27 protein-coding genes are annotated in these 26550 nt (G+C 71.3%); 5 read left to right on the top strand and 22 right to left on the bottom strand.

Annotated elements, in window-relative coordinates:
• Positions 1-2: 2 nt before the first annotated feature.
• Positions 3-992 (bottom strand): aspartate carbamoyltransferase catalytic subunit, encoded by a 990-nt coding sequence (locus tag OOK34_RS23650; RefSeq protein WP_267035852.1) that lies wholly within the window; start codon positions 990-992, stop codon positions 3-5.
• A 104-nt stretch (positions 993-1096) separates the two neighbouring features.
• Positions 1097-1684 (bottom strand): bifunctional pyr operon transcriptional regulator/uracil phosphoribosyltransferase PyrR, encoded by a 588-nt coding sequence (gene pyrR, locus OOK34_RS23645; RefSeq protein ID WP_267035851.1) that lies wholly within the window; start codon positions 1682-1684, stop codon positions 1097-1099.
• 249 nt (positions 1685-1933) lie between these two features.
• On the opposite strand from pyrR, the gene bldD reads away from it, so the two are divergent.
• Entirely contained in the window at positions 1934-2434 is a 501-nt protein-coding gene (gene bldD, locus OOK34_RS23640; RefSeq protein WP_007263032.1) for a transcriptional regulator BldD, read from the top strand.
• 180 nt (positions 2435-2614) lie between these two features.
• On the opposite strand, the gene nusB is transcribed toward bldD, so the two are convergent.
• The 15 genes from nusB to rpsD form a co-directional block, all read right to left on the bottom strand.
• Entirely contained in the window at positions 2615-3046 is a 432-nt protein-coding gene (gene nusB / locus OOK34_RS23635) for a transcription antitermination factor NusB (RefSeq protein WP_267035850.1), read from the bottom strand.
• Positions 3047-3048: 2 nt separating this feature from the next.
• The gene (efp, locus tag OOK34_RS23630; RefSeq protein WP_249765167.1) at positions 3049-3615 is read right to left on the bottom strand and encodes an elongation factor P; all 567 of its coding nucleotides are present in this window, start codon (positions 3613-3615) and stop codon (positions 3049-3051) included.
• 59 nt (positions 3616-3674) lie between these two features.
• Positions 3675-4781, bottom strand: coding sequence for an aminopeptidase P family protein (locus OOK34_RS23625; protein WP_267035849.1), 1107 nt, complete (start codon positions 4779-4781; stop codon positions 3675-3677).
• Positions 4782-4995: 214 nt separating this feature from the next.
• Positions 4996-5730: an AAA family ATPase gene (locus OOK34_RS23620; protein ID WP_267035848.1), complete on the bottom strand. Its 735-nt coding sequence runs from the start codon at positions 5728-5730 to the stop codon at positions 4996-4998.
• 46 nt (positions 5731-5776) lie between these two features.
• Positions 5777-6217 (bottom strand): type II 3-dehydroquinate dehydratase, encoded by a 441-nt coding sequence (gene aroQ / locus OOK34_RS23615; RefSeq protein ID WP_267035847.1) that lies wholly within the window; start codon positions 6215-6217, stop codon positions 5777-5779.
• On the bottom strand, positions 6214-7305 hold the full coding sequence (gene aroB / locus OOK34_RS23610) for a 3-dehydroquinate synthase (protein ID WP_267035846.1): 1092 nt from the start codon (positions 7303-7305) through the stop codon (positions 6214-6216). Before aroB ends, aroQ begins: the two co-directional genes overlap by 4 nt.
• Positions 7302-7820: a shikimate kinase gene (locus tag OOK34_RS23605; protein ID WP_267035845.1), complete on the bottom strand. Its 519-nt coding sequence runs from the start codon at positions 7818-7820 to the stop codon at positions 7302-7304. The genes aroB and OOK34_RS23605 overlap by 4 nt, the downstream gene beginning before the upstream one ends.
• A complete protein-coding gene (gene aroC, locus OOK34_RS23600) occupies positions 7817-9001 on the bottom strand; it encodes a chorismate synthase (RefSeq protein WP_267035844.1) in 1185 nt (394 codons plus the stop codon). Before aroC ends, OOK34_RS23605 begins: the two co-directional genes overlap by 4 nt.
• 144 nt (positions 9002-9145) lie before the next feature.
• Positions 9146-9973 carry a shikimate dehydrogenase gene (locus tag OOK34_RS23595; protein WP_267035843.1) on the bottom strand — a complete coding sequence of 276 codons (828 nt, stop codon included), beginning with the start codon at positions 9971-9973 and terminating at the stop codon, positions 9146-9148.
• A gap of 6 nt (positions 9974-9979) precedes the next feature.
• The gene (gene mltG, locus OOK34_RS23590) at positions 9980-11686 is read right to left on the bottom strand and encodes an endolytic transglycosylase MltG (protein ID WP_267035842.1); all 1707 of its coding nucleotides are present in this window, start codon (positions 11684-11686) and stop codon (positions 9980-9982) included.
• Positions 11687-11814: 128 nt separating this feature from the next.
• Complete coding sequence (gene ruvX / locus OOK34_RS23585; RefSeq protein WP_030028999.1) at positions 11815-12285, bottom strand: Holliday junction resolvase RuvX; 471 nt, start codon at positions 12283-12285, stop codon at positions 11815-11817.
• Between the two features lie 2 nt (positions 12286-12287).
• Positions 12288-14957 (bottom strand): alanine--tRNA ligase, encoded by a 2670-nt coding sequence (alaS, locus tag OOK34_RS23580; protein WP_267035841.1) that lies wholly within the window; start codon positions 14955-14957, stop codon positions 12288-12290.
• Positions 14957-15319 carry a DUF6167 family protein gene (locus OOK34_RS23575; protein ID WP_267035840.1) on the bottom strand — a complete coding sequence of 121 codons (363 nt, stop codon included), beginning with the start codon at positions 15317-15319 and terminating at the stop codon, positions 14957-14959. Before OOK34_RS23575 ends, alaS begins: the two co-directional genes overlap by 1 nt.
• An 8-nt stretch (positions 15320-15327) precedes the next feature.
• Positions 15328-15756 (bottom strand): DUF948 domain-containing protein, encoded by a 429-nt coding sequence (locus OOK34_RS23570; RefSeq protein WP_267035839.1) that lies wholly within the window; start codon positions 15754-15756, stop codon positions 15328-15330.
• 254 nt (positions 15757-16010) lie between these two features.
• Positions 16011-16622 (bottom strand): 30S ribosomal protein S4, encoded by a 612-nt coding sequence (gene rpsD / locus OOK34_RS23565; RefSeq protein WP_030294564.1) that lies wholly within the window; start codon positions 16620-16622, stop codon positions 16011-16013.
• 55 nt (positions 16623-16677) lie between these two features.
• Between rpsD and OOK34_RS23560 the strand changes: the two genes are divergently transcribed.
• Positions 16678-17580: a DUF2470 domain-containing protein gene (locus tag OOK34_RS23560; protein ID WP_267035838.1), complete on the top strand. Its 903-nt coding sequence runs from the start codon at positions 16678-16680 to the stop codon at positions 17578-17580.
• Here OOK34_RS23560 and OOK34_RS23555 read toward each other — a convergent pair.
• From OOK34_RS23555 to OOK34_RS23535, 5 genes are all read right to left on the bottom strand, one after another.
• Positions 17574-18287: an HNH endonuclease family protein gene (locus OOK34_RS23555; protein ID WP_267035837.1), complete on the bottom strand. Its 714-nt coding sequence runs from the start codon at positions 18285-18287 to the stop codon at positions 17574-17576. The two genes, OOK34_RS23560 and OOK34_RS23555, sit on opposite strands and share 7 nt — an antisense overlap.
• Before the next feature lie 213 nt (positions 18288-18500).
• A complete protein-coding gene (locus OOK34_RS23550; protein ID WP_267035836.1) occupies positions 18501-19856 on the bottom strand; it encodes a replication-associated recombination protein A in 1356 nt (451 codons plus the stop codon).
• 41 nt (positions 19857-19897) lie between these two features.
• Positions 19898-20512 carry a vitamin K epoxide reductase family protein gene (locus tag OOK34_RS23545; RefSeq protein ID WP_267035835.1) on the bottom strand — a complete coding sequence of 205 codons (615 nt, stop codon included), beginning with the start codon at positions 20510-20512 and terminating at the stop codon, positions 19898-19900.
• Between the two features lie 159 nt (positions 20513-20671).
• On the bottom strand, positions 20672-21931 hold the full coding sequence (hisS, locus tag OOK34_RS23540; RefSeq protein ID WP_267035834.1) for a histidine--tRNA ligase: 1260 nt from the start codon (positions 21929-21931) through the stop codon (positions 20672-20674).
• Positions 21932-21941: 10 nt separating this feature from the next.
• Positions 21942-22655 carry an MBL fold metallo-hydrolase gene (locus OOK34_RS23535; RefSeq protein WP_267035833.1) on the bottom strand — a complete coding sequence of 238 codons (714 nt, stop codon included), beginning with the start codon at positions 22653-22655 and terminating at the stop codon, positions 21942-21944.
• 152 nt (positions 22656-22807) lie between these two features.
• Between OOK34_RS23535 and OOK34_RS23530 the strand changes: the two genes are divergently transcribed.
• From OOK34_RS23530 to OOK34_RS23520, 3 genes are all read left to right on the top strand, one after another.
• Positions 22808-23590: a peptidylprolyl isomerase gene (locus tag OOK34_RS23530; RefSeq protein ID WP_267035832.1), complete on the top strand. Its 783-nt coding sequence runs from the start codon at positions 22808-22810 to the stop codon at positions 23588-23590.
• Positions 23591-23780: 190 nt separating this feature from the next.
• Positions 23781-25010 (top strand): DUF349 domain-containing protein, encoded by a 1230-nt coding sequence (locus OOK34_RS23525; protein ID WP_267035831.1) that lies wholly within the window; start codon positions 23781-23783, stop codon positions 25008-25010.
• A gap of 252 nt (positions 25011-25262) precedes the next feature.
• Positions 25263-26513: a hypothetical protein gene (locus tag OOK34_RS23520; protein WP_267035830.1), complete on the top strand. Its 1251-nt coding sequence runs from the start codon at positions 25263-25265 to the stop codon at positions 26511-26513.
• Positions 26514-26550 lie beyond the last annotated feature (37 nt).

The following is a 26550-nucleotide window of genomic DNA, read 5'->3' as shown; positions in this document are numbered from 1 at the left end:
GGTTACTTGTTCTCCTCGGTGCGCGGTGCGGTGCTGGTGGTGACGGCGGGCTCGGAGCCTCCGAGCAGCAGGTACAGGACGGCCATGCGGATCGAGACGCCGTTGGCGACCTGCTCGACGACCGTGCAGCGGTCGGAGTCGGCGACCTCGGCGGTGATCTCCATGCCCCGGACCATGGGGCCGGGGTGCATCACGATGGCGTGCTCGGGCATCCGGGCCATGCGGGCGGCGTCCAAGCCGTAGCGGCGGGAGTACTCGCGCTCGGTCGGGAAGAAGGCGGCGTTCATCCGCTCGCGCTGCACACGCAGCATCATGACCGCGTCCGACTTCGGCAGCACCTCGTCGAGGCTGTACGAGATCTCGCACGGCCAGTTCTCGACGCCGACCGGCACCAGGGTGGGCGGGGCCACCAGGGTGACCTCGGCGCCGAGGGTGTGCAGCAGGTCGACGTTGGAGCGGGCCACACGGCTGTGCAGGACGTCGCCCACGAGGGTGATGCGGCGGCCGTCGAGGCCCTTGCCGAGCCCCGCGTCGCGGCCGACCAGGCGACGGCGCATGGTGAAGGCGTCCAGCAGGGCCTGGGTGGGGTGCTGGTGGGTGCCGTCGCCGGCGTTGATCACCGGGGCGTCGATCCAGCCGGAGGTGGCGAGCCGGTAGGGGGCGCCGGAGGCGTGGTGGCGGATGACCACGGCGTCGACGCCCATGGCCTCCAGGGTCTGGGCGGTGTCCTTGAGGGACTCGCCCTTGGAGACGCTGGAGCCCTTCGCCGCGAAGTTGATGACGTCGGCGGACAGGCGCTTCTCGGCGGCTTCGAAGGAGATCCGGGTGCGGGTCGAGTCCTCGAAGAACAGGTTGCAGATCGTGCGGCCGCGCAGGGTGGGCAGCTTCTTTATCGGCCGGTCCGCGACACGGGCCATCTCCTCGGCGGTGTCGAGGATCAGGACGGCGTCGTCGCGCGTGAGGTCGGCGGCCGAGATGAGGTGGCGCTTCATCTGGGTGCTCCGTAAGTCGGGAGGGCAGGCAGGCGGGGCTGACGGTGATGCGGGCAGGGCAGGCCTCGGCACGGGCCCCCCGGGGGGTCCCGTACGCGTGGGGGCTACTGCCCTGCTGCCTGGGCGGTCCGCTGGCCGAGCAGTACGGCGTCGCGGCCGTCCTCCTCCTGGAGCTGGACCTTGACGGTCTCCCGCAGCGAGGTGGGCAGGTTCTTGCCCACGTAGTCGGCGCGGATGGGAAGTTCGCGGTGGCCGCGGTCGACGAGGACCGCGAGCTGGACGGCGCGGGGGCGGCCGATGGCGCCGAGGGCGTCCAGGGCGGCCCGGATGGTGCGGCCGGAGAAGAGGACGTCGTCGAGGAGGATCACCAGGCGGCCGTCGATGCCGTCGCCGGGGATCTCGGTGCGGCCGATCGCCCGCGCCGGCTTCAGGCGCAGGTCGTCCCGGTACATGGTGATGTCGAGGGATCCGACCGGGATCTTCGTCCCGGTGATCTCCTCGAGCTTGGCGGCCAGCCGGCGGGCGAGGTACACACCGCGGGTGGGGATGCCGAGGAGCACCACGTCGTCGGCGCCCTTGGCGCGTTCGACGATCTCGTGGGCGATACGCGTCAGGACCCGGGCGATGTCCTGCGCCTCCAGAACGGGGCGCATGGCTTCATCGGCCGAGACCTGGGAAGTCTGGCTGTCCATGAAAAGGACCTCCTTCTCCGCCTCACGGGACGGACCTTAAAGGACGTCTGATGTACGCCGTCCACGGTACCAGGGGAAGGCGGGAACCCCCGCACCGGGCCCGGGCCGGGCCCCTCGTACGAGGGCGCGGAAGAGCATTCGGCTTGACGCATCCACGTAACGCTGCGTAACCTCACAGTGAGTTACCAGCCGCGCGGCGGAGCCGCATGGTCTCCATGTCGTTACAGCGTCACAGCGTCCGGGAGCGTTATGTCCAGCGAATACGCCAAACAGCTCGGGGCCAAGCTCCGCGCCATCCGCACCCAGCAGGGCCTTTCCCTCCACGGTGTCGAGGAGAAGTCCCAGGGCCGTTGGAAGGCCGTGGTGGTCGGTTCCTACGAGCGCGGGGACCGCGCCGTGACCGTCCAGCGTCTCGCCGAGCTGGCGGACTTCTACGGGGTTCCGGTCCAGGAGCTGCTGCCGGGCACGACCCCCGGCGGAGCGGCCGAGCCGCCGCCGAAGCTGCGCCTCGACCTGGAGCGCCTGGCGGGAGTCCCCGCCGAGAAGGCCGGTCCGCTCCAGCGCTACGCGGCGACCATCCAGAGCCAGCGTGGCGACTACAACGGCAAGGTGCTGTCGATCCGCCAGGACGACCTGCGCACCCTGGCCGTGATCTACGACCAGTCCCCCTCGGTCCTGACCGAGCAGCTCATCAGCTGGGGCGTCCTGGACGCCGACGCGCGTCGCGCCGTGGCCCACGAGGACATCTAGTCCCAGGGGCTCCGTCCCAGCTCAGCAGAAACGTTACCGGCGGGTGCCGGTGCCCCGAAGGGCGCCGGCACCCGCCGGTTTTTCGTCGGTCGACCGACAGAAGCCGCCGACGGAACGGAACGGCGGAGGGCCCGCAGCGCGATGCGCCGCGGGCCCTCCGCTCAGCCGGTCCTCGTGGGGCTACTCGCCCCGGCGCAGGCTCGGCTTCAGGTCCTTGAAGCGGCCCAGGAGGCCGTTCACGAACGAGGGCGAGTCGTCCGTGGAGAACTCCTTGGCCAGCTGCACGGCCTCGTCGATCGCCACGGCGTCCGGGGTCTCGTCGACCCAGATCAGCTCGTAGGCACCCAGCCGCAGGATGTTCCGGTCGACGACCGGCATGCGGTCGAGGTCCCAGTCCACGGCGTAGGTGATGATCAGCTCGTCGATGCGGTTCACCTTGTCGGCGTACCCCTCGACGAGGTCCATCGTGAAGGCGCTGACCGGCGGCTGCCGGTCGTCGGACCGCGCGTGGCGGATCCAGTCCGCGAGGACCTCGCGCACGGACACCCCGCGCTGGTCGGCCTCGAAGAGGATCTGGAATGCGCGCTTGCGCGCGTTGCTCCGGGCAGCCACGGTTAGCTGCTCACCCGGCCGAGGTAGGCGCTGGTGCGGGTGTCGACCTTGACCTTCTCGCCGGTGGTGACGAAGAGCGGGACCTGGATCTCGTGGCCGGTCTCCAGCGTGGCGGGCTTGGTGCCGCCGGTGGAGCGGTCGCCCTGGACGCCCGGGTCGGTCTGCTCGATCGTCAGCTCGACGGCGGCCGGCAGCTCGACGTAGAGCACCTCGCCCTCGTGCTGGGCGACGGAGGCGGTGAAGCCCTCGATCAGGAAGTTGGCGGCGTCGCCGACAGCCTTCTTGTCGACCATCAGCTGGTCGTAGGTGCTCATGTCCATGAAGACGAAGTACTCGCCGTCCATGTACGAGAACTGCATGTCACGGCGGTCGATCGTGGCCGTCTCGACCTTCGTGCCGGCGTTGAAGGTCTTGTCGACGACCTTGCCGGAGAGCACGTGCTTGAGCTTGGTGCGCACGAAGGCCGGGCCCTTGCCGGGCTTGACGTGCTGGAACTCGACGACGGACCAGAGCTGGTCACCGTCGAGCTTGAGCACCATGCCGTTCTTGAGGTCGTTCGTGGAAGCCACGGTTGCGGAATCTCCTGCACTGGAAGACCACGGGTGCGCGCACAGCCCGCCGCGGCGGGCTAGAGCGCGAGCAGCTCCTTGGTCGTAATGGTGAGTAGCTCGGGACCGCCGTCCGCCTCGGGGCGTACGACGAGCGTGTCATCGATCCGGACACCTCCCCGGCCGGGGAGGTGAACCCCCGGTTCGACGGTGACCGGCACGCAAGCGTCCAGTTTACCCATTGCCGTAGGTGCAAGCTGCGGGTCCTCGTCGATTTCGAGGCCGACCCCGTGTCCCATCCATCCGGCGAGGGCCTCACCGTGCCCGGCCGAATCCAGTACGGACCGTGCCGCGTGGTCCACGTCCCGGTACGCGGCGCCCGGCAGCAGCGCCTGGCGGCCGGCCCGCTGGGCGGCGAAGACGAGGTCGTACAGCTCGATCTGCCAGTCGGCCGGGGTGGTGCCGATCACGAAGGTGCGGCCGATCTCGCAGCGGTAGCCCCGGTAGTTCGCGCCGAGGCAGACGGAGAGGAAGTCGCCCTCCTCCACCCGCCGGTCCGAGGGCCGGTGCCGGGAGCGGCCGGAGTGCGGGCCGGTGCCGACGGAGGTGGGGAAGGCGGGGCCGTCCGCGCCGTGGTCGACGAGGCGGCGCTCCAGCTCCAGCGCCAGGTGGCGTTCGGTCCGGCCGACGAGGATCGACTCCAGCAGCTCGCCCAGGGCCTGGTCGGCGATCTCGGCGGCGATCCGCAGGCAGGCGATCTCCTCCTCGTCCTTGACCAGCCTCTGCTGTTCCACGGCCGTGCCGAGGTCGGCCAGCCGCAGCCGGGGCGCCACCGAGTGCACGGCCCGGTGCCGGCCGACGGTGAGGTGGTGCTCCTCGAGGGCGAGGGAGTCGGCCCGCCCGGCGGCGGCCAGATCGGCCGCGGCCACGGCCGGGTCGGCGCCCGGGGTGGGCAGCACGGACAGCCGCAGCCCCTCGTCCAGCCGCCCCTCGTCCGCCTCGCCGGTGGGTGCGCCGGCGCAGAACAGCACGTCCTCGGCGGGCCCGACCAGCAGGACGGCGCCCAGCGGGGACGCCCCGGCGAGGTAGCGGACGTTCGCCGGACGCGTGATCAGTGCGGCGGAGTTGCCCGCGGCTGCGCAGCGCTCGCGGAGCAGGCCCCTGCGGGCCGCGTACACGTCTGACATGTCTTCGAGCCTACGAGCGCCCCGCGCATCCGGCCCGGCGAGCGCGTCCGGACGTGGGGGCGTTCCGGCCCGCCGGCGTTTGCCGTGGGGGCGTTCCAGCCCGGCCTGGGGGTCCCCCCGGACGGAGTCTGGGGGAGTTCGAGGCGCGGGGTCTGGGGCGGAGCCCCGGCAACGGCGCCGCACGGGCGCTCCCCCGCAGCGGGCTGGTACCGGCCTACCAGTTCCCCGGCGCGGCCAGCGCACGCGCGAGGGCCTCGTCCAGGGCCCGCGCGGTGCCCTCGACGTCCAGGTGGGTGTTGTCGATGATCGGCAGCCCCGAGCCGTACCAGCCCGCCATCCGGCCGTGGATGCGGGCGACTTCCTCGTCGGAGAGCCGGCGGTTGCCGGAGCGGGCCGCGTTGCGGTCCAGGACGACCTCCAGGCCGGGCAGCAGCACGACCGGCAGCAGCGCGGGCCCCACGTGCCGCTTCCAGCCGCCCAGCCCGACCACGGGCCGGTCCGGGAAGACGGCGTCGTCGAGGATGCAGGAGATCCCGTTGGCCAGGAAGTTGCGGGCCGCGAAGCCGCAGGTGCGGCGGGCCAGGCGGTACTGGGCCTCGGAGTGCTCGTTCCAGCCGGCCTGCGGGTCCGCGAAGCCCGAGCAGACCCACTCGCGGACGTCGTCCAGGCTGATGTGCGCGGTCGGCACCGGGCGGGTGCCCGCCCAGTGCCGGGCCACGGTCGTCTTGCCGGCGCCCGCCGGGCCGATGAGCAGCACGGCGAGCGTGGCCCCGCCGGTGCCGGGCGGGGGCGGAACCGGCGACGCCGCCACGGCGGGAGGCAGCGGTATGTGCCCCGTCGCGTCGGGCACCGGGGTCACCGGCCAGCCCTGCGCCGGGGGTATCGGCGGCGGCGGGGGTGCCACCGGCTGCTGTCCCGGCGGACCCCAGCCCCCCACTCCGTGCTGCATCCGCGCCACTCCGTCTCGTTCAGGCGACTGATGCGAGAACGTTATCTCAGGCCGTGACCTCTTCCGCCAGCGCGCGCAGCGCCAGCCGGTAGGAGCCCAGCCCGAAGCCCGCGACGGTACCGGTGGCCACGGCCGCGATGACCGAGGTGTGCCGGAACTCCTCCCGGGCGTACGGGTTGGAGATGTGCACCTCGATCAGCGGCGCGGTGCGCTGCGCGGCCGCGTCCCGCATGGCGTACGAGTAGTGCGTGAAGGCACCCGGGTTGATGACGACCGGGATCTTGCCGTCCGCCGCCTCGTGCAGCCAGCGCACCAGCTCGCCCTCGTCGTTGGTCTCGCGGACCTCCACGTCGAAGCCGAGTTCCGCGCCCAGGGTGCGGCAGCTGTCCACGAGCCCGGCGTACGAGGTGGCCCCGTACACGTCCGGCTCGCGCGACCCGAGCCGGCCCAGGTTCGGGCCGTTCAGGACGAGCACCGGGCGGCTCACGCGGAGACCTCGCCGTACGCGGCGACCAGGTGGGCCGGGTCGGGGCCCTCCAGCACGGTGGGCTTGCCCAGGCCGTCCAGGACGATGAAGCGCAGCAGGTTGCCGCGGGACTTCTTGTCGACCTGCATGGTCTGGAGCAGCTTGGTCCACTGGTCGCCGCGGTAGGTCAGCGGCAGGCCCACCGAGGCCAGCACCGCCCGGTGGCGGTCGGCGGTGGCGTCGTCCAGGCGTCCGGCCAGCCGGCCGAGCTCGGCCGCGAAGACCATGCCGACGGACACCGCGGCGCCGTGCCGCCACTTGTAGCGCTCGTTCTTCTCGATGGCGTGCGCGAGGGTGTGGCCGTAGTTGAGGATCTCCCGCAGCCCCGACTCCTTGAGGTCGCTGGAGACCACGTCGGCCTTGACCTGGATGGAGCGGCGGATCAGCTCGGCCGTGTGCGGGCCGGCGGGCGTACGGGCCGCCGCCGGGTCCTCCTCGATCAGGTCGAGGATCACCGGGTCGGAGATGAATCCGGCCTTGATGACCTCGGCCAGGCCGCTGACGTAGTCGTTGACCGGCAGCGACTCCAGCGCGGCGAGGTCGCAGAGCACCCCGGCCGGCGGGTGGAAGGCGCCGACGAGGTTCTTGCCCTCGGCGGTGTTGATGCCGGTCTTGCCGCCGACGGCCGCGTCCACCATCGCCAGGACGGTGGTCGGTACGGCGATCCAGCGCACCCCGCGCAGCCAGCTGGCCGCGACGAAGCCCGCCAGGTCGGTGGTGGCGCCGCCGCCCACGCCGACGATGACGTCGGTGCGGGTGAAGTTGGACTGGCCGAGCGCCTTCCAGCAGTACGCGGCCACCTCGACGGTCTTGGCCTCCTCGGCGTTCGGCACCTGGATGGCGACCGCCTCGTAGCCCTGCTCCGCCAGGTCCGCGCGCAGCGCCTCGCCCGTCTCGGCCAGCGCCTCGGGGTGGATCACGGCGACCCGCTGGGCCTTCTTGCCGATCAGGCCGCCCAGCTCACCGAGCAGCTGCCGGCCGACCAGCACGTCGTACGCGTCGTGTCCGGCGCTGGCGCCGACGTGGATCCGCGTCACCTGGTCTGTCATACGTCCTTCAACTCCAGAGCGTCGAGGACCGCCTGGGCGACCTCTTCGGGGGTGCGGTCGTCGGTGGCCACGACGACGCGCGCGACTTCGGTGTACAGGTGGCGCCGGGCCTCCATCAGCTCGCGCCACTGGCGGCGCGGGTTGACGGCGAGCAGCGGGCGGGCGGCGCCGAGGCCCACGCGGCGCACGGCCTCCTCGACGTCCATCGACAGGTAGGCGACGGGCAGTCCGGTGAGCAGGGCGCGGGTGCCCTCGTCGAGGACGGCGCCGCCGCCGAGGGCGAGGACGCCCGTGTGCTCGGCGACGGCGGCCGCGACGGCCCGGCGCTCCAGCTCACGGAAGTACGGCTCGCCCTCGTCGACGAAGAGGTCGGAGATCTCCCGGCCGGTGGCCGCGACGATGTCCGCGTCGGTGTCCCGGTAGGGGACGCCGAGCCGGCCGGCGAGCAGGCCGCCGACCGTGGACTTGCCGGAACCCATGGGTCCGACGAGTACGACCAGGGGGCCGCCGGTCACCGGATCTGCAGGTTGTCGAGGTACGAGCGGACGTTGCGGCGGGTCTCGGGGACCGAGTCGCCGCCGAACTTCTCGACCACGGCGTCGGCCAGCACGAGCGCGACCATGGCCTCGGCGACGATGCCCGCGGCGGGCACGGCACAGACGTCGGAGCGCTGGTGGTGCGCGACGGTCGCCTCACCGGTGGCCACGTCGACGGTGGCCAGGGCGCGCGGCACGGTCGCGATGGGCTTCATCGCGGCCCGTACGCGCAGCAGCTCGCCGGTGGTCAGGCCGCCCTCGGTGCCGCCGGAGCGGCCGGAGGTGCGCTTGAGGCCCTCGGGGGTGGAGACGATCTCGTCGTGGGCCTGGGAGCCGGGCACGCGGGCCAGCTCGAAGCCGTCGCCGACCTCGACGCCCTTGATGGCCTGGATGCCCATGAGCGCGGCGGCGAGGCGGGCGTCGAGGCGGCGGTCCCAGTGGACGTGGGAGCCGAGGCCGACGGGCACGCCGTACGCGAGGACCTCGACGACGCCGCCGAGGGTGTCGCCGTCCTTGTGGGCCTGGTCGATCTCCGCGACCATCGCCTTCGACGCGTCGGCGTCGAGGCAGCGCACCGGGTCGGCGTCGAGCTTCTCGACGTCGGCGGGGGTCGGGAGGACGCCGTACGGGGCCTTGGCCGCGGCCAGTTCCACCACGTGGGAGACGATCTCGATGCCCGCGACCTCCTTGATGAAGGACCGGGCGACGGCACCGAGGGCGACGCGGGCGGCGGTCTCGCGGGCGCTGGCGCGCTCCAGGATCGGCCGGGCCTCGTCGAAGCCGTACTTCTGCATGCCCGCGAGGTCGGCGTGGCCGGGGCGGGGGCGGGTCAGCGGCGCGTTACGGCCGGTGTCCTTGAGCAGCGAGGGGTCGACCGGGTCGGCCGACATGACGGTCTCCCACTTGGGCCACTCGGTGTTGCCGATCATGACGGCGATCGGCGAACCCTGCGAGAGACCGTGGCGGACGCCGCCGAGGAAGGTGATCTCGTCCTGCTCGAACTTCATCCGCGCACCGCGGCCATAGCCGAGTCGGCGCCGGGCCAGGTGATCGGCCACCAGCGCGGTGGTGACCGGGACGCCGGCGGGAAGACCCTCCAGCGTCGCGACCAGTGCCGGTCCGTGCGACTCTCCTGCGGTCAGCCAACGCAACCTGCTCAACGATGCTCCTCATGCTCGCGCCTGGTACTGCGACGACGCGCCCGGGTGCGCGGACCGGACCCGCCGTACCCGAATCCTCCCATGTCCGGGCCGTCGGACCGATCTCGGTCCAGCTGACGGACTGGGAGTCCCGCGCCCGCCGGGTCAGTGGCGGGCGCGCAGGGCCGCCTCGCCGGCGGTCCGCATGGCGGCGAGGGGGCCCGGGGTGCGGCCGGTCATCTGCTCGACCTGGAGCACGGCCTGGTGGACGAGCAGGTCGAGGCCGCCGAGGAGGGTGCCGCCGCGCTGCGACCAGGAGGCGGCCAGCGGGGTGGGCCAGGGGTCGTACAGGACGTCGAAGAGGGTGCCGGGCGCGGCCGGCACGGCGGGGGCCAGCTCGTCCGTGGCGCCCGCCGGGGTGGTGGCGATGACCAGCGGCGCGGTCAGCGCCCCCGCCGCCTCGGACCAGTCGGCCGTACGGACGGGCACGCCGAGCCGCTCGCCCCACTGGAGCATCTCGTCGGCCCGGGCGCGCGAGCGGACGTACGCGGTGACCTCGCCGGTGCAGATCCGCGCGAGGGCGGCGAGCGCCGAGGAGGCGGTGGCCCCCGCCCCGAGGATGGCGGCGGACGGCACCTTCTCGACGCCGCGCTCGTGCAGGGCGGCGACGATCCCGGGGATGTCGGTGTTGTCGCCCAGGCGCCGGCCGTCCTCGGTGAACACGACCGTGTTGACGGCCTCGACCGAGGCGGCGGTGTCGCTGATCCCGTCGAGCAGCGGGATGATCGCCCGCTTGAGCGGCATGGTCAGCGACAGCCCGGCCCACTCGGGGCCGAGGCCGGCCACGAAGGCGGGGAGCGCGGCCTCGTCGGTCTCGAAGCGGTCGTAGGACCAGTCGTCGAGGCCGAGCTCCCGGTAGGCGGCACGGTGCAGCACCGGTGAGAGGGAGTGCTCGATGGGCGAACCCAGCACCGCGGCCCGTATCCGTGACATGTCCTGCTACCCGCCGTTCTTCTGCTTCTGCCGTGCCTGGAACTCGTCGGCGAGCTTCTGGTGCTCCTCGTAGGTCTTGGTGAAGGTCGTCTTGTCGCCGTCGACCGACACGAAGAACATCCAGCCGCCGTGGTCCGGGTTGAGCGTAGCGGTCAGCGCTTCCGTTCCGGGGTTCCCGATCGGGCCCGGCGGCAACCCCTTGACGAAGTGCGTGTTGTAGGGGTTGTCGAACTTCTGGGCTTCCTTGAGGCTGAAGTTGATCTCGCTCTGGTTCTTGATGTAGTTGTACGTCGAATCGAACTGGAGCCGCTGGTTCGTGACGTCGTTGGTCTTCTTGAGGCGGTTGTAGACCACCTCGGACATCTTCCTGAAGTCGTCGTGGTTCTTGCCCTCGGCGTTGACGAGGCTGGCGACCGTGACCACCTGGAGCGGGTTCTCCAGGCCCAGGTCCTTGGCCTTGCCCTCGACGCCCAGCTCGACGTACTTGTCGGACGCGCTCTTGACCATCTGCCTGAGCAGGGACTCGGGAGTGGTGTCCTTGCTGAGGTCGTAGCGCGCCGGGTACAGGAAGCCCTCGAGCGGGTCCACGACCTTCGGGTTGTTGCCGGCCCAGGCCGGCAGGCCCAGGTTCTTGCCCTCGCGCAGGGCGATCTCCTTGGTGGTGCCCTCCGGCTTGCCCAGCTTCTTGTCGATCGCCTCGTAGACCCTGGTGTTGCGCCAGCCCTCGGCCACGGTGAGGACGTTCAGCTTGCTGGGGTCGATCATCAGCGCGACGGCGGCCGCACCCGACATCTTCTTCTTCATCGGGTAGACGCCGGGCTGGATGGACTTGCCCCTGGGGTTGGCGTTGGCGGCGTCGACGAAGGCCTGGGCGCTGGCGACCACGCCGGCTTCCTTGAGGATCCGGCCCATCTGGCCCAGGCCCGCGTTCTTGGGGATCTCGACGTCGACCGTCTCGCCGGAGCCCTCGCCGGCGAAGTCCTCGGTCGGCCCGAAGCGCTCCTTGAGGTAGGAGTAGCCGTAGTAGCCGCCACCGCCGACGACGCCGACGATCACCAGGGCGGCGATCAGGCAGGCGGCGCCGCTGCGCTTCTTCTTCTGTTTGCCGCCCTTGCCCCGGCCGCCTCGGCGGCCGCGCCCGGCCGGGTCGTCGCCGTCGTCGGAGCCGCGGCCGCCCGCGGCGAGGAAGGACTCCTCCGGCTCCTCGGACTCCTCGTCCAGCGGCTCCTCGACCCGTTCCGGCTCCAGGTGGCGCTGGCCGGGCGGCTGCGGCGGCGGGTAGGCCTCGGCCGTGGTGTACAGGTCGGGGGCCTCGCCGGGGTAGGCCGCGACGGCCTGCTGCGCGTACGGGTCCGCGCCCGCGTACGGGTCGGCCTGCACGGCCGCGGCCGCGTACTGGCCCTGGCCGGTGTCCCAGCCCTGGCCGTCGCCGTACACGGGCTGGGGGGCCATGGGCTGGGGCATCTGCTGGTGCTGGACCTGCTGGGCGTAGGCCTGCTCGGCGTAGCCCTGCCCGGCGTACTGCTGCGGGTACTGGCCGGCGTACTGCTGCTGGTACTGCGGCTCCTGCGGCTGCGCGTAGTGCTGCTGCGGGTCGCCGCCGTAGGGCACCTGCCCCTGCTGGGTCTGGTGCGCGGTCCACCCCTGGTCCCCGTACAGGGGATCCTCAGGGTGCCACGGTTCGGAGCCGCCGCCCCGGCCATACTCGGTCATCGGTCCCCTAGAGCCGCGAGACGAAGGCCACGGCTTCCGTCGGCCGCGACACCCGGTTCCGCCTCTTTGGTGGTGAGCGACGGCTGTTCGAATGCCGTCTCATGGCGCGGAACGTTACCGTATCGCGATCAGACAACCACTTCGACGCACTCGCCGGGCGGATTACCTGATACCCGTTCGGTCTCAAGAGCGTTCTGCAGGATGACCACAGCGGCCGCCTGGTCGATGACCGAACGGCCCTTCTTCGCGTTCCTCCCGGAGGCCCGAAGGCCCTGGGCGGCGGTGACCGTGGTCATCCGCTCGTCCACCAGACGGACCGTCACCGGCTTGATTCCCTTGGCCAGTTCGTTCGCGAATGCGCGCACCTTGGCCGCGGCCGGCCCCTCCCGCCCGCTGAGCGAGCGGGGGAGGCCGACGACGACTTCGAGGGGCTCGTACTCCTCCACGAGCTGCCGCAGCCGCCGGTGGGCGAAGGGGATGTCCCGGCCCGGGACGGTCTCCACCGGTGTGGCGAGCACCCCGTCGGGGTCGCACGAGGCGACCCCGATCCGGGCGTCTCCGACATCGATGGCCAGCCGGCGGCCACGGCGCAGCGTCATCGTCAGGCCGTCTCTACGACGAGGCGCTCGACGGCGGCGATGGCCTCGGGCACGGCGGCCGGGTTCTGGCCGCCGCCCTGGGCCACGTCAGGCTTGCCGCCACCGCCGCCTCCGAGGGTCTTGGCGGCGGCGCGGACCAGGTCACCGGCCTTGAGGCCGCGCTCGCGGGCCGCCTCGTTGGTGGCGATGACGGTCAGCGGGCGGTCGTTCGCCACGGTGAACAGCGCGACCACCGCCGGGCGGTCGCCGAGGATGCGGCCGCGGACGTCCAGGACCAGCTTGCGCAGGTCGTCGGCGCCGGTGCCGTCCGGCACCTGGCCGACGACGAGGGCGACGCCGCGGATGTCCTGGGCGTTGGCGGCGAGACCGGCGGCGGCCTGGAGGACCTTCTCCGCGCGGAACTTCTCGATCTCCTTCTCGGCGTCCTTCAGCTTGCCGAGCATGGAGGCGATCTTCTCCGGCAGCTCCTCCGGACGGCCCTTGACCAGCTCCTGGAGCTGGGCGACGACCGTGTGCTCCTTGGCGAGGAAGTTGTACGCGTCCACGCCGACGAGGGCCTCGACGCGGCGCACGCCGGAGCCGATGGAGGACTCGCCGAGCAGCTTCACCAGGCCCAGCTGGGCGGTGTTGCCGACGTGCGTGCCGCCGCACAGCTCCTTGGAGAAGTCGCCGATGGTCACGACGCGCACGCGCTCGCCGTACTTCTCGCCGAACTCGGCGATGGCGCCCTGCTTCTTCGCCTCGTCGATGCTCATGACCTCGGCGGTGACGTTGAGCTCGCGCGAGAGCACGTCGTTGATCTTCTGCTCGACGTCGGTGAGGACCGAGCCGGGGACGGCGTTCGGGGAGCCGAAGTCGAAGCGGAAGCGGCCGGGCGAGTTCTCGGAGCCGGCCTGGGCGGCCGTGGGGCCGAGCGCGTCGCGCAGCGCCTGGTGGGTCAGGTGGGTGGCCGAGTGGGCGCGGGCGATGGCCAGGCGGCGCTTGACGTCGATGGCGGCGTACGCGGAGGCGCCCACCGTCACCTCGCCGACCTGGACGGAGCCCTTGTGCACGGAGACACCGGGCACCGGCTGCTGGACGTCGCGGACGTTGATGATCGCGCCGGAGTCGAGCTTGATGCGGCCCTGGTCGGCGAGCTGGCCGCCGCCCTCGGCGTAGAAGGGGGTGCGGTCGAGGACGACCTCGACCTCGTCGCCCTCGGAGGCGGCGGGCGCGGAGACGCCGTTGACCAGCAGGCCGACGATGGTGGACTCGCCCTGGGTGGTGGCGTAGCCGGTGAACTCGGTGGTGCCGGAGCCGTCGGCGATCTCCCGGTAGGCCGACATGTCGGCGTGGCCGGTCTTCTTGGCCTTGGCGTCGGCCTTGGCGCGGTCGCGCTGCTCCTGCATCAGGCGGCGGAAGCCGGGCTCGTCCACGGAGAGGCCCTGCTCGGCGGCCATCTCCAGGGTGAGGTCGATCGGGAAGCCCCAGGTGTCGTGGAGCAGGAACGCCTTGTCGCCGGAGAGGACCGTGCCGCCGGCGGCCTTGGTCTCGGTCACGGCGGTGTCGAGGATGTTGGTGCCGCCCTTGACGGCCTTGAGGAAGGCGGCTTCCTCGGCGAGGGCGACGGTCTCGATGCGCTTGCGGTCGGTGACCAGCTCCGGGTACTGCTGCCCCATGGTGTTGATCACGACGTCCACGAGGTCCTGGACGACCGGGCCGGTGGCGCCCATGAGGCGCATGTTGCGGATGGCGCGGCGCATGATGCGGCGCAGCACGTAGCCGCGGCCCTCGTTGCCGGGGGTGACCCCGTCGCCGATGAGCATGACGGAGGTGCGGATGTGGTCGGCGACCACGCGCATCGAGACGTCGGTGCTCTGCGCGGCGCCGTACTGCACGCCGGTCAGCTCGGTGGCCTTGTCCATGACCACGCGCAGGGTGTCGGTCTCGTACATGTTCTGTACGCCCTGGAGGATCATGGCGAGTCGCTCGAGGCCCAGACCGGTGTCGATGTTCTTCGACGGCAGGTCGCCGAGGATCGGGAAGTCCTCCTTCCCGTCGCCGGCGCCGCGCTCGAACTGCATGAAGACCAGGTTCCAGATCTCCACGTAGCGCTCGTCGTTGACGGCGGGGCCGCCTTCGACGCCGAAGTCCGGGCCGCGGTCGTAGTTGATCTCGGAGCAGGGGCCGCAGGGACCCGGGACGCCCATGGACCAGAAGTTGTCCTTCTTGCCCAGGCGCTGGATGCGCTCGGCGGGGACGCCGATCACGTCGCGCCAGATCGTCTCGGCCTCGTCGTCGTCGAGGTAGACGGTGATCCAGAGCTTCTCCGGCTCCAGGCCGTAGCCGCCGTCCGCCACGGAGCTGGTGAGCAGCTCCCAGGCGTACTTGATGGCGCCTTCCTTGAAGTAGTCGCCGAAGGAGAAGTTGCCGCACATCTGGAAGAACGTGCCGTGGCGGGTGGTCTTGCCGACCTCTTCGATGTCCGGGGTGCGGACGCACTTCTGCACGCTGGTGGCGCGGGGCGCCGGGGGCTTGGTCTCACCGAGGAAGTACGGCTTGAAGGGCACCATGCCCGCGTTGACCAGCAGCAGAGTCGGGTCGTCCGCGATGAGCGACGCCGAAGGGACAACGGTGTGACCGCGCTCCTCGAAGAAGCTCAGCCAGCGGCGGCGGATTTCAGCCGACTCCATCAGTGGTCCTCATTCCGGTTGTACTTAACCGCCGAGCGGCTCGAACGGTGGGTGGTCTGTTCGTTCTGGTGGTGCTCGATGGCCCGCAGCCGCCGCGGCCCGGGGAGGGCGGTGACGTTGTCGAGCCGGTCGGGATCCTGGTGGAGCCCCAGTGCGTCGTTCAGCTCGTCCTCGCGCTGCGTCATTCCCGCCTTGACGTCGAGGGCGAAGTCCTTGAGGCGGTGCCCGGCCTCCAGGGCCTTGTCGGCGGCCTGGGCGGCGAGGCTCTCCGGCGTCAGCTTCTTCAGCTGGCGGTTGACCTTGGTGGTGGCCCACACGCCGGCGGCGGCGCCGGCGGTGAACCAGAAGGCTCGGCGGAACATCGGCGGTCTCAGCCCTTCTGCTTCCGGCGCCGGGCGGCCGGCACCGTACGGCCGACGATCACGGTTCGCCGGGAGGTCTTCTGCGGCACGTCCTCCGTGCGGCCCAGCGCCTTGCGGACGCCGTAGCCGAAGGCCGCGACCTTGACCAGGGGTCCGCCGAAGGTGGTGGCCACGGTGGAGGACAGGGCGGAGGCGTTGGAGGTGACCTCCTGGACGTCGCTCGCGATGGCGTCGACCCGGTCGAGCTGGGTACGGGCGGAGCGGACGGTGGTCGAGGCGTCCGCCAGCAGCGGGACGGCCTGCTCGGTGACGTCGGCCACGAGCTTGGTGGTCGCCCGGAGCACCTGGGCGAGCCTCACCAGCACCACCGCGAGGAAGGACACCAGGATGGCCCAGAAGACGGCCACGAGGATGCCGGCCACCTCTCCACCGGACACGTTGCACCGCTCCCTGATTCTGGATACCTACGGAGAAAAGTCTTGCTCCGACCCTATCGCGCCGGAGATCCGCCGCAGTACCGGAATTCCGGGTCCGGCGGACGCTCCCGGGAACCCGCCTGGCACCCGGCGCGTCCGGAACAGTACTCTCCGCGCCCCACGCGACAGGAAGGGCCCCCGGGAACGGGAAAGCCCGCCGCCCCCCGGAGGGGACGGCGGGCCGACACCAGCCTGTGAGGGCTACGGCCGCTGGATCAGCGGGCGTAGTACTCGACGACGAGCTGCTCGTCGCAGATGACCGGGATTTCCTTGCGGTTCGGGTCGCGGTCCAGGCGGAAGGCCAGGGCCTTCAGGTTGACCTGCAGGTAGCGCGGGGTCTCGCCCTCGCCTGCGTAGCCACCCTCACGGGCAACCTGGAACGGAACCTTCTCGCGGCTGCGCTCGCGCACGGTGATGACGTCGTCCGGGCGGACACGGAACGACGGCTTGTCGACCTTGCCACCGTTGACCTCGATGTGGCCGTGAACGACCATCTGGCGGGCCTGGTAGATGGTGCGGGCGATGCCCGAACGCAGGACCAGGGCGTCGAGGCGACGCTCGAGCTCGACGACCAGCGCCTCGCCCGTCTTGCCCTCGGCCTTCTTGGCGCGGTCGTACGCGCGGGCCATCTGACGCTCAGAGATGTCGTACTGAGCGCGCAGACGCTGCTTCTCGAGCAGACGGACCTTGTAGTCCGAGTTCTGCTTGCGGCCACGGCCGTGCTCGCCCGGCGGGTAGGGGCGGGCCTCGAAGTACTTGACGGCCTTCGGGGTCAGCGCAATGCCGAGGGCACGCGACTTCTTGACCTTGGGTCGCTTCTGGTTCACGGGGAACCTACCTCCATGTAAGTTAGGTGAGGCTTACCTTATCGAGGAGGACGTAATGTCTCGACCACATGGGATCCCCCTGCCCAGTGCGCAGCGAAGTTCGGATTCCAACGAAACGGAATCCGCTTTCGACGACGTTAAGCAAGGTCAGCCGCGTCCCAGGGAAGGCGTTCGGCAGCTCACCGGAGCCGAACGCGTACGAACCCTCGTAGAGTCCAACGCCTCAGTATCCCTCACGCTGCCGGGTGCTCCTGACCAGGCGGAGTGGTGGACAGGGGTGCCGGTCGCACGGACCGTCACCCCGGACGGGGACGTGATTCTCCTGGTATCAGGGGAATCCGCGGCTGCCAGGGCAGCCGCTCACGCCCAGGACGACGACCTCACGGCCGTGATCGAGATCACGGATGTGGCGCCGGTGTCCGTGCCCCATCGTATACGGGGCCGCGCCCGCCTCGCCGGGTGGCTGACCCCGGTGCGCGGGGACGACCGCGCGGCCTGCGCGGCGCTGCTCGCGGAGCGCCGGCCGGTGGGCGAGCTGCTGGGCATCTCGGAGTCGCTGGACCCGCCGTACGCCGGCCGCCCGGCCTGGACGCTGCTGCGCCTGGAGGTGGGCGAGATCCGGGTGGACGACCTGTGGGGCGCCGAGCAGGTGGACCCGGAGGAGCTGGCCGCGGCCGAGCCGGACCCGCTGACGGCCCACGAGTCGGAGCTGCTCCAGCACCTGGCCTCCGCACACGCCGAGCGCGTCGCCGACCTGTGCGGGCTGCTGGGATCCCGGGCGGCGGCCGGGATGACGGCCGTCCCGCTGGCCCTCGACCGTCTCGGGCTGCGCGTGCGCTTCACCGGCGGCCCCGGCCGGGCCTCCTTCGACGCCCGCTTCGACTTCCCGCAGCCGGTGACGGACGTCTGCGGCCTGCGCCGGGCGATGCGCGCCCTGTTCGCCGCCGCCGCTCACTGAGGGCAGGCGGCCAGCAGCTCCTGGAGCGCGAGCTTCTCGGGCGGGGTGACGGACAGCCGGTACTTGGCCTTGATGCCGGTGTAGCGCCGCCCGTACTCGCACCAGTACGCCTGCCGCGGCGGCCGCCACTTGTCGGCCGTCCTGCTGCCCTTGTCCTGGTTGGTCTGCTTGTCCACAGCGAGCAGTACGTCCAGGTCGTTGGCGTACTCCAGCCTGCGCTGCGGTGTCCACGCGTACGCACCGCCCCGCCAGGCCGCGCCCAGCGCCACGACGTGGTCGGTCTGGATCTGCGAGGCGCGCCGGTAGGAGTACGGGAGCTCCTTGCCGGTGTACGGATCGTGCAGCACACCGGACACCACCACACAGGGGTTGCGGTCGCCCTCGCGCAGCTCGGCGAGGTCCCTGCGCAGGACGTCGTCCCGGGTGTCGCAGCCGTTGCGCCCGCCGACGGCGCCGGTCTCGTCCGACCAGTACCTGCCGAACTTCTCCCGCTGGTACGTCTGCCAGTTCCGGCCCCACTCGACCTTCAGCCCCGCCAGCAGCGCCTTCGCGGTGGCGGCGTCCGGCGGGAACCCGGGGCTCGCGAGCGGGATCCGCCCCACCAGCGGGGCGGCGCTCGCCCTGGCCGTCTCGGCGTCCCCGTGATGGCAGCCGCCGGCCAGCAGCGCCGCCGCCACGGCGGCGATGAGCGGAGCACGGCGTCCCATGCCGGGAGCCTAGTGCTGTGACCGGCAAGGTTCACCGGGGCGCGCCCCCCGGCACGGCACCTCGCTGCGTTGTCGGACCGCGCAAGTACGTCCAGTACGAGCCGCGGGCCTCCGCCTTGCGATGCACCGCACCTGGGGGCACCTCCCAGCGGTAGCTGGGGGAGACGCGCCCCGGCAAACCTTTCCGGCCACAGCACTAGCGGCCCCGCGCCCTCAGGAGCCGGAGCCCCGCAGGCGCTCGCGGACCTTGTCCACCACGTCCGCGTACCGCGCCTCGGCCCCGTAGCGCGTCGGCTCGTAGTACCGCTTGCCGTGGATCTCGTCCGGCGCGTACTGCTGCGCGGCGATGGCGCCCGGCACGTCGTGCGGGTACACGTAGCCCACCGCGTGCCCCAGCTTCGCCGCGCCCTTGTAGTGCCCGTCCCGCAGGTGCGCGGGCACGGCCCCGGCCAGCCCGGCCCGTACGTCGGCCAGCGCGGCGCCGATCGCGGTCGTGGCGGTGTTCGACTTCGGCGCGAGCGCCAGCGCGATGGTGGTGTGCGACAGGGTCAGGGCGGCCTCCGGGAAGCCGATCATCGCCACCGCCTGGGCAGCCGCGACCGCGAGCGGCAGGGCCGTCGGGTCGGCCAGGCCGATGTCCTCGCTCGCGGAGATCATCAGGCGCCGCGCGATGAACCGGGGGTCCTCCCCCGCCTCGATCATCCGGGCCAGGTAGTGCAGGGCGGCGTCCACGTCCGAACCCCGGATCGACTTGATCAGCGCGCTCGCCACGTCGTAGTGCTGGTCGCCGTCCCGGTCGTAGCGGACCGCGGCCCGGTCGACCGCCTCCTCCAGCGTCCGGAGGGTGATCTCCTCCTCGCCCTTGGCGATGGCCGAGCCGGCCCCCGCCTCCAGCGCGGTCAGCGCCCGGCGGGCGTCTCCCCCGGCGATCCGCAGCAGGTGCGCCTCGGCGTCGGCCGGCAGGGTGACCGCCCCGCCCAGCCCCCGCTCCTCCGTCAGCGCGCGCCGCATCAGCGCGCTCAGGTCCTCGTCGGTCAGCGGTTCCAGCGTGAGCAGCAGCGAGCGCGACAGCAGTGGGGAGATGATCGAGAAGTACGGATTCTCCGTGGTCGCCGCGATCAGGGTGACCCAGCGGTTCTCCACGGCCGGCAGCAGCGAGTCCTGCTGCGCCTTGCTGAAGCGGTGGATCTCGTCGAGGAAGAGGACGGTCTCCTTGCCGTAGCCGCCGGCGGCGCGCTTGGCGCCCTCGATGACGGCCCGGACCTCCTTGACGCCCGCCGTGATCGCCGACAGCTCGACGAACCGCTTCTGCGTGGCCTGGCTGACCACATAGGCGAGGGTGGTCTTCCCGATGCCCGGCGGCCCCCACAGGATCACCGACGAGGCCCCGGCCGGTCCCCCGGCGCCCTCCCCCACCAGCCGCCGCAGCGGTGAGCCCGGCTTCAGCAGGTGCTGCTGGCCGACGACCTCGTCCAGGGTGCGCGGGCGCATCCGGACGGCGAGCGGGGAGCTCGCGGGGTCCTTCTCCCGGCGGTCCTCGGCGGCTGCGGTGAAGAGATCTGGTTCCACACCGGAAGCCTATGCGAGCCCACCGACAGCGCGGCCCGGGCTCAGGAGGTCCAGAAGTCCCACCAGCGGGTCAGGATCAGCATGCCGATGATCCCGATGTGCAGCACGGGCAGGACCCAGGTGAACTCGTCCAGGAAGCCGCGCAGCCAGCCGGGGGCGGGCAGCAGGCCCTGGCGCACGTTGTGCGAGGTGACGTACCAGAACATCAGGATCGTGGCGACCCAGGCCAGACAGCACCACAGGCACAGCGAGTTGATGTTGTACAGCGACTGGTACATCAGCCAGGTGCAGAATCCGACGCCGAAGAGGGTCCCCGCGTTGAGGGTCAGCCAGTACCAGCGGCCGAACCGGGCCCCGGCCAGCAGGCTCATGCCGACGCAGACCACGATCCCGTAGGCGACCAGGCCCAGCATCGGGTTCGGGAAGCCGAAGGCGGCCGCCTGCTCGCTCTTCATGATGTTGCCGCAGGAGACGATCGGGTTCAGGCTGCAGCCCGGCGTGAAGTTCGGGTCCTCCAGCAGCTTGAACTTGTCGAGGGTGATCACCCACGCGGCGAGCAGGCCCGCCGCTCCCGTGATGACCAGCAGCAGGGCCAGCGCCCGGCTCCCGCCGAAGGTCCGCGGAGCGGTGTCCGCGCCAGCGCCAGTTGTCGTCATCCCGATCCCGCCCGCTCAGCATGTGCAAGGTCATCAAGCAGGGGCCATTGTGCCGTACCGGAGCGTCCGCCATCCGTTCGATGCAGATAAGGACGCAGATAAGGACGCAGACGAGGAAGGGGCGGGGGAAGCCTCCCCCGCCCCTCACCCGCCGTCAGCTCAGGCCAGGCGGGCCTTGATCTCGGCGACCACGTCCGCGACCGCCACGGCGGCCTGCTCGCCGGACTCCATGTCCTTCAGCTGGACCACGCCCTCGGCGAGGTCGCGGTCGCCCGCGACGATCGCGAAGCGCGCACCGCTGCGGTTCGCGTCCTTCATGGCGCCCTTGAGGCCCTTGCCCCCGTACGACATGTCGGCCGCGACGCCGGCCTTGCGCAGCTCGGTCACCAGGCCGAACACGGCCGGCTTGGCCTCGCCCAGCGCGACCGCGAACACCGCGGTCGAGGCCGGGATGTCCAGCTCCACGCCCTCCGCCTCGAGGGCGAGTACGGTCCGGTCCACGCCGAGCGCCCAGCCGACCGACGGCAGCGCCGGTCCGCCGATCATCTCGGACAGGCCGTCGTAGCGGCCGCCGCCGCCCACCGCGGACTGCGAGCCCAGGCCGTCGTGGACGAACTCGAAGGTGGTGCGGGTGTAGTAGTCGAGGCCGCGCACGAGCTTCTCGTCGTCCTCGAAGGCGACTCCGGCGGCCGTGACCAGGGTCCGGACCTCCTCGTGGTACGCCTTGCACGCGTCGCACAGGTAGTCGCGCAGCACCGGGGCGCCGACGAGCTGCTTCTGCACCTCGGGCCGCTTGTCGTCGAGGACGCGCAGCGGGTTGATCTCGGCCCGGCGGACGGTCTCCTCGTCGAGGTCGAGGCCGCCCAGGAAGGTCTGCAGCGCCTCCCGGTACACCGGACGGCATTCCTTGTCGCCCAGCGAGTTCAGCAGGATCCGGAAGTTGCGCAGGCCCAGCGAGCGGTACGCCTGGTCGGCGAGGATGATCAGCTCGGCGTCCAGCGCCGGGTCCTCGGCGCCGATGGCCTCGGCCCCGACCTGCGAGAAGTGGCGGTAGCGGCCCTTCTGCGGCTTCTCGTAGCGGTAGTAGGAGCCCGAGTACCAGAGCTTGACCGGCAGGTTGCCCTTCTTGTGCAGGCTGGCCTCCAGCGCGGCGCGCAGGACCGAAGCGGTGCCCTCGGGGCGCAGGGCCAGCTGGTCGCCGCCCTTGGTCTCGAAGGCGTACATCTCCTTGGAGACGATGTCGGTGGACTCGCCGACGCCGCGGGCGAAGAGGCCGACGTCCTCGAAGCCGGGGGTCTCGATGTAGCCGTAGCCGGAGTTCCTCAGGGGTGCGGAGATGGCCTCGCGCACCGCCAGGTACTTCACGGAAACCGGCGGGATCAGGTCGTACGTGCCCTTGGGGGCCTGGAAAGTAGCCACGAAACTCTCGTCACATTCCTCGTCGTGGGGCGGCGGTCGGGTCCGCGCCCAGGCCGGCGGCGACTTCCCGGAGGTACGGGTTGGTCGTGCGCTCGCGGCCGATGGTGGTCTGGGGACCGTGGCCGGACAGCACCACCGTCGAGTCCTCCAGCGGCAGGCACACGCGGGCCAGCGACTGGAGGATCTCGGCGTGGGAGCCGCCGGGCAGGTCGGTGCGTCCGATGGAGCCGGCGAAGAGCAGGTCGCCCGAGAAGAAGACCGGCGGAACGTCGGTCTGCTCGGGCATCCGGAAGGTCACCGACCCCTTGGTATGCCCGGGCGCGTGCGCCACCGAGAACTCCATCCCGGCCAGCTTCAGGCTGCTGCCGTCGGTGAGCTCGCGGACGTCGTCCGGCTCCCCCACGGTCAGTTCCCCCATGAGCGGCATCCCGATGGAGCGGCCGAGGGCCTTCTCCGGGTCGCTCATCATGTAGCGGTCCTCGGGGTGGATCCAGGCCGGTACGTCGTGTGCTCCGCACACCGGGACCACCGAGGCCACATGATCGATGTGGCCGTGGGTGAGGACGACCGCGACGGGCTTGAGCCGATGCTTCTTCAACGTCTCCTCGACGCCCTGGGCGGCCTGGTGGCCCGGGTCGATGATGACGCACTCCTCACCGGCGGCGGGGGCGACCAGGTAGCAATTGGTCCCCCAGGCCCCGGCGGGGAATCCGGCAATCAGCACGTTCGTCCTCAATCGTCGTCCGGCGGGAGGCAGCGGGTCGGAATCTGCTGCTCAGAGCCTACCGGCGCCCTTCATTACACAGCGAACCCATATACGGTACGGCCTAACCCAGCCCGGACAGCGGTACCAGAGACGCACAAGGAGACGACCCGGTGGTCACGAGCGATCAGCGTCGGCGACAGCTCGCCAGGGAGAAGTACGAGCGCCAGCAGAAGCGCCGCGTGGAGGCCCGCCGCAAGTCGCGGCAGCGTCTGGCGGTCATCGGCGCGGCCGCGGCCGTGGTGATCGCCACGCTGGTCGGCCTCGTCGTGGGCGGTGCCTTCGACGGCAAGGACGAGAACGACGCGGCGGCGGACCCCTCGGCGAGCCCGTCGGCGCCCACGCCGAAGAAGTCCCCCTCCCCCGCGATGGCGATCGACGACAAGGCGAAGTACACCTTCGCCCTGAAGACCAGCGCGGGCGACGTCGCGTTCGAGATGGACGCGGCGAAGACCCCGCAGACGGTCAACTCGTTCAAGTCGCTCGCCGACAAGGGCTTCTTCGACAAGACCAAGTGCCACCGCCTGGTGACCGGCGGGATCCACGTCCTGCAGTGCGGCGACCCGGAGGGCACCGGCATGGGCGGCCCCGGGTACAACATCCCCGACGAGAACCTGGACTCCCTGGGCAAGCCGAACGAGCAGGGCCAGGTGATCTACCCGGCCGGCACGGTGGCGATGGCGAACACCGGGAAGCCCGGCACCGGCGGCAGCCAGTTCTTCCTCGTCTACAAGGACAGCCCGCTCGCCCCGTCCTACACCCCCTTCGGCAAGATCGACGCGGCCGGCCTGAAGGTCCTGGACGAGGTGGCCAAGGCGGGGACCGCCGACGGAGCCACGGACGGCGCCCCCAAGACCCCCGTGACCATCGAGAAGGGCACCGTCACGAAGAACTGACGGGCACTGCGGCCCCGGGCCCGGCCGGCCCGCCGCCCGTACGTCGATATTCCGTCGTGCGGGATGCGGACAGCCGGCCCGGCGGTCGCCTATGTTGGCGTTGTGCAGGGCGGGCGCTGCCCGCCCCAGGAAACTGTGGACGATGCCCGGGGGCTGAACCCCTCGGCGGGCATCAGGTGGAGGAGGCGCTGTGAGCAGCGACCCGTGGGGCCGAGTCGACGAGACCGGCACCGTGTACGTGCGTACTTCCGAGGGCGAGCAGGTCGTCGGCTCGTGGCAGGCGGGCACCCCTGAGGAGGCCCTGGCCTACTTCGAGCGCAAGTACGAGGGCTTGGTGGTCGAGATCGGCCTCCTCGAACGGCGGGTGCGGACCACCGATCTGTCCGCCAAGGACGCCCATACGGCGATCGAGCACCTGCGGACCCAGGTGGACGAGCACCACGCCGTGGGTGACCTCGCGGCGCTGCGCGTCCGGCTCGACAAGCTGGTGTCGACGGTGGACTCGCGCCGCGAGGAGCGCAAGGTCCAGAAGGCCAAGCAGGCGGACGAGGCCCGGGTGGCCAAGGACGCGCTGGTCACCGAGGCGGAGCAGCTGGCGCAGAGCGACCAGTGGCGCAGCGCCGGTGAGCGGCTGCGTGCGCTGGTGGACATCTGGAAGGGCCTGCCCCGGCTCGACCGTAAGTCGGACGACGAGCTGTGGCACCGCTTCTCGCACGCCCGCTCCGCCTTCTCCAAGCGCCGCAAGGCCCACTTCGCCGCGCTGGACGCCCAGCGCGAGGACGCCCGCAAGGCCAAGGAGAAGCTGGTCGCGGAGGCCGAGTCGCTGTCGAAGTCGACGGACTGGGGTCCGACGGCCGCCCGCTACCGCGAGCTGATGGACAGCTGGAAGGCGGCGGGCCGGGCGCAGCGCGAGTCCGAGGACGACCTGTGGAACCGTTTCCGCGGCGCGCAGGACGTGTTCTTCGCGGCGCGCGGCGAGGTCTTCGCGGAGCGCGACGCCGAGCAGGTCGAGAACCTGAAGCTGAAGGAGGAGCTGGCCGTCGAGGCGGAGAAGCTCGTCCCGGTGGCGGACCTGAAGGCGGCCCGTGCCGCGTTCCGCTCCATCAACGAGCGCTGGGAGGCCATCGGCCACGTCCCGCGCGACGCCCGTCCCAAGGTCGAGGGCCGGATGCACGCCGTGGAGCGGGCCATCCAGGAGGCCGAGGAGGGCGAGTGGCGGCGTACGAACCCGGAGGCGCGGGCCCGTGCGGCCGGTCTGACGGGGCAGCTGCAGGCGGCCGTCGACAAGCTGCGCGGGCAGATCGACGCGGCGCGCGCGGCCGGCAACAACTCCAAGGCCGACAAGCTGGCCCGGGAGCTTGAGGGCCGCCAGGCCCTGCTGGACCAGGCGCTGAAGGGCCTGGAGGAGTTCGGCGGCTGACGCTCCGGACCCGCCTCCCGGACTGCTTTCACGGATGGGCACCACCGGTTTCGTGCCGGTGGTGCCCATCCGCCGTTCCGGGGCGGCCCGTCCGCAAGGGATCTTCGTGCGCGTCCGCGCACACGTCCTTTTTGTGTGTCTATTCGTTACGTGGTTTCAACACAGGGTGCGCGCTGGTTGCACCTGACACCTGTGTACCGTTGTACGGTGCCGCCTCGGCGGCCCTCTGTCGGGCAACGACCAGGATTGAATGTGACGCATACCCAGATACGCGCTGATGTCCCAGACTCACTTCTCGTTGCCCGGCCGCTCACCAGCAAGAAGGACTCGGGGCACCAGGGCGTAGGACGGCGCGTACTCACCCATCTGAAGCGTGCCCGGAAAGCGCTGCTGATCCACATCGCCCTGCGTGCCACCGGACTCGCCGTCATGGCGCTCTGGGCGGAGCGCAAGGGTGTGCAGCCGCTGGAGATCCTGGGCGGGCGCTGGGACGCCGTCTACTACCTGCACATCGCCGAGAACGGTCTGACCACTCCGCTGGCGACCCCCTCACCCTGTGCCTTCGCGGGGCCGAGCTGCCAGATGGCGTTCTTCCCCGTCTACCCGATGCTGATCCGCTGGACCTCGTACGTCACGCATCTGCCCATGAACTGGGTGGCGATGGGGCTGGCGCTCTTCGCGTCGGTGATCGCCGCCTGGGGCATCTTCGCCGTCACCGACAAGATCTACGGCCGCCGGGTAGCGCTCTTCACCTGCGCCCTGTTCGCGATCGTGCCGGCGTCGCTGGTCCAGTCGATGGCGTACACCGAGCCGCTGTTCCTCGCCCTTTCGGTGTGGGCGATGTACGCGGTGATGACGAAGTCCTGGCTGACGGCCGGTGTGCTGGCCTTCTTCGCCGGTGCCACCCGGCCCTCCGGTTCGGCGATCGTCGCGGCCGTGGTGCTGGCGGGCCTGTGGGAGTACGTGCAGTGGCGCCGCAAGCGGCGTTCGCAGCGTCCGGCCGTGGGCCGGATCGTGGCGGCCGCGCTGATCGCCCCGCTGGGGTGGTTCGGGTACGTGGGCTACGTGGGCTGGCACTTCGGCCGCTGGGACGGGTACTTCGAGCTCCAGCGCCGTTGGGGTTCCGTCTACGACGGCGGCTTCGACACCCTCATCGAGCTGAAGAAGACCTTCACCGAGGTGCACACCACCCTCAACCACGTCGTGGTCTCGCTGACGGTGGTCACGGCCGTGGTGCTGTTCGTCCTGATGACGCGCAGGCGCCGGCCCCCGATGGTCGTGTGGATCTTCGCGGCCATGATCATGCTGATGGCGCTGGGCGGCGCGGGCTTCTACTTCTCGAAGATGCGCTTCATCATGCCGGCGTTCCCGCTGCTGTTCCCCTTCGCGCTGGCCCTCGCCCGGGCCCGCCGGAGCACTGTGGTGTGGATCATCGGTTCCGCCACCGCCGTCTCCGCCCTCTTCGGCGGCAACCTGAACTTCGTCTGGTGGGGCTGCCCCTGATCCGGCCGTCCCCCTCATGACGACGGGCGCCACCCCC

The sequence above is a fragment of the Streptomyces sp. NBC_00091 genome (genome assembly GCF_026343185.1).
In the GTDB taxonomy this organism is placed as follows: Bacteria; Actinomycetota; Actinomycetes; order Streptomycetales; family Streptomycetaceae; genus Streptomyces.
Note: the sequence above shows the minus strand (reverse complement) of the source record. Positions and strands in the feature narration are given on the sequence as shown.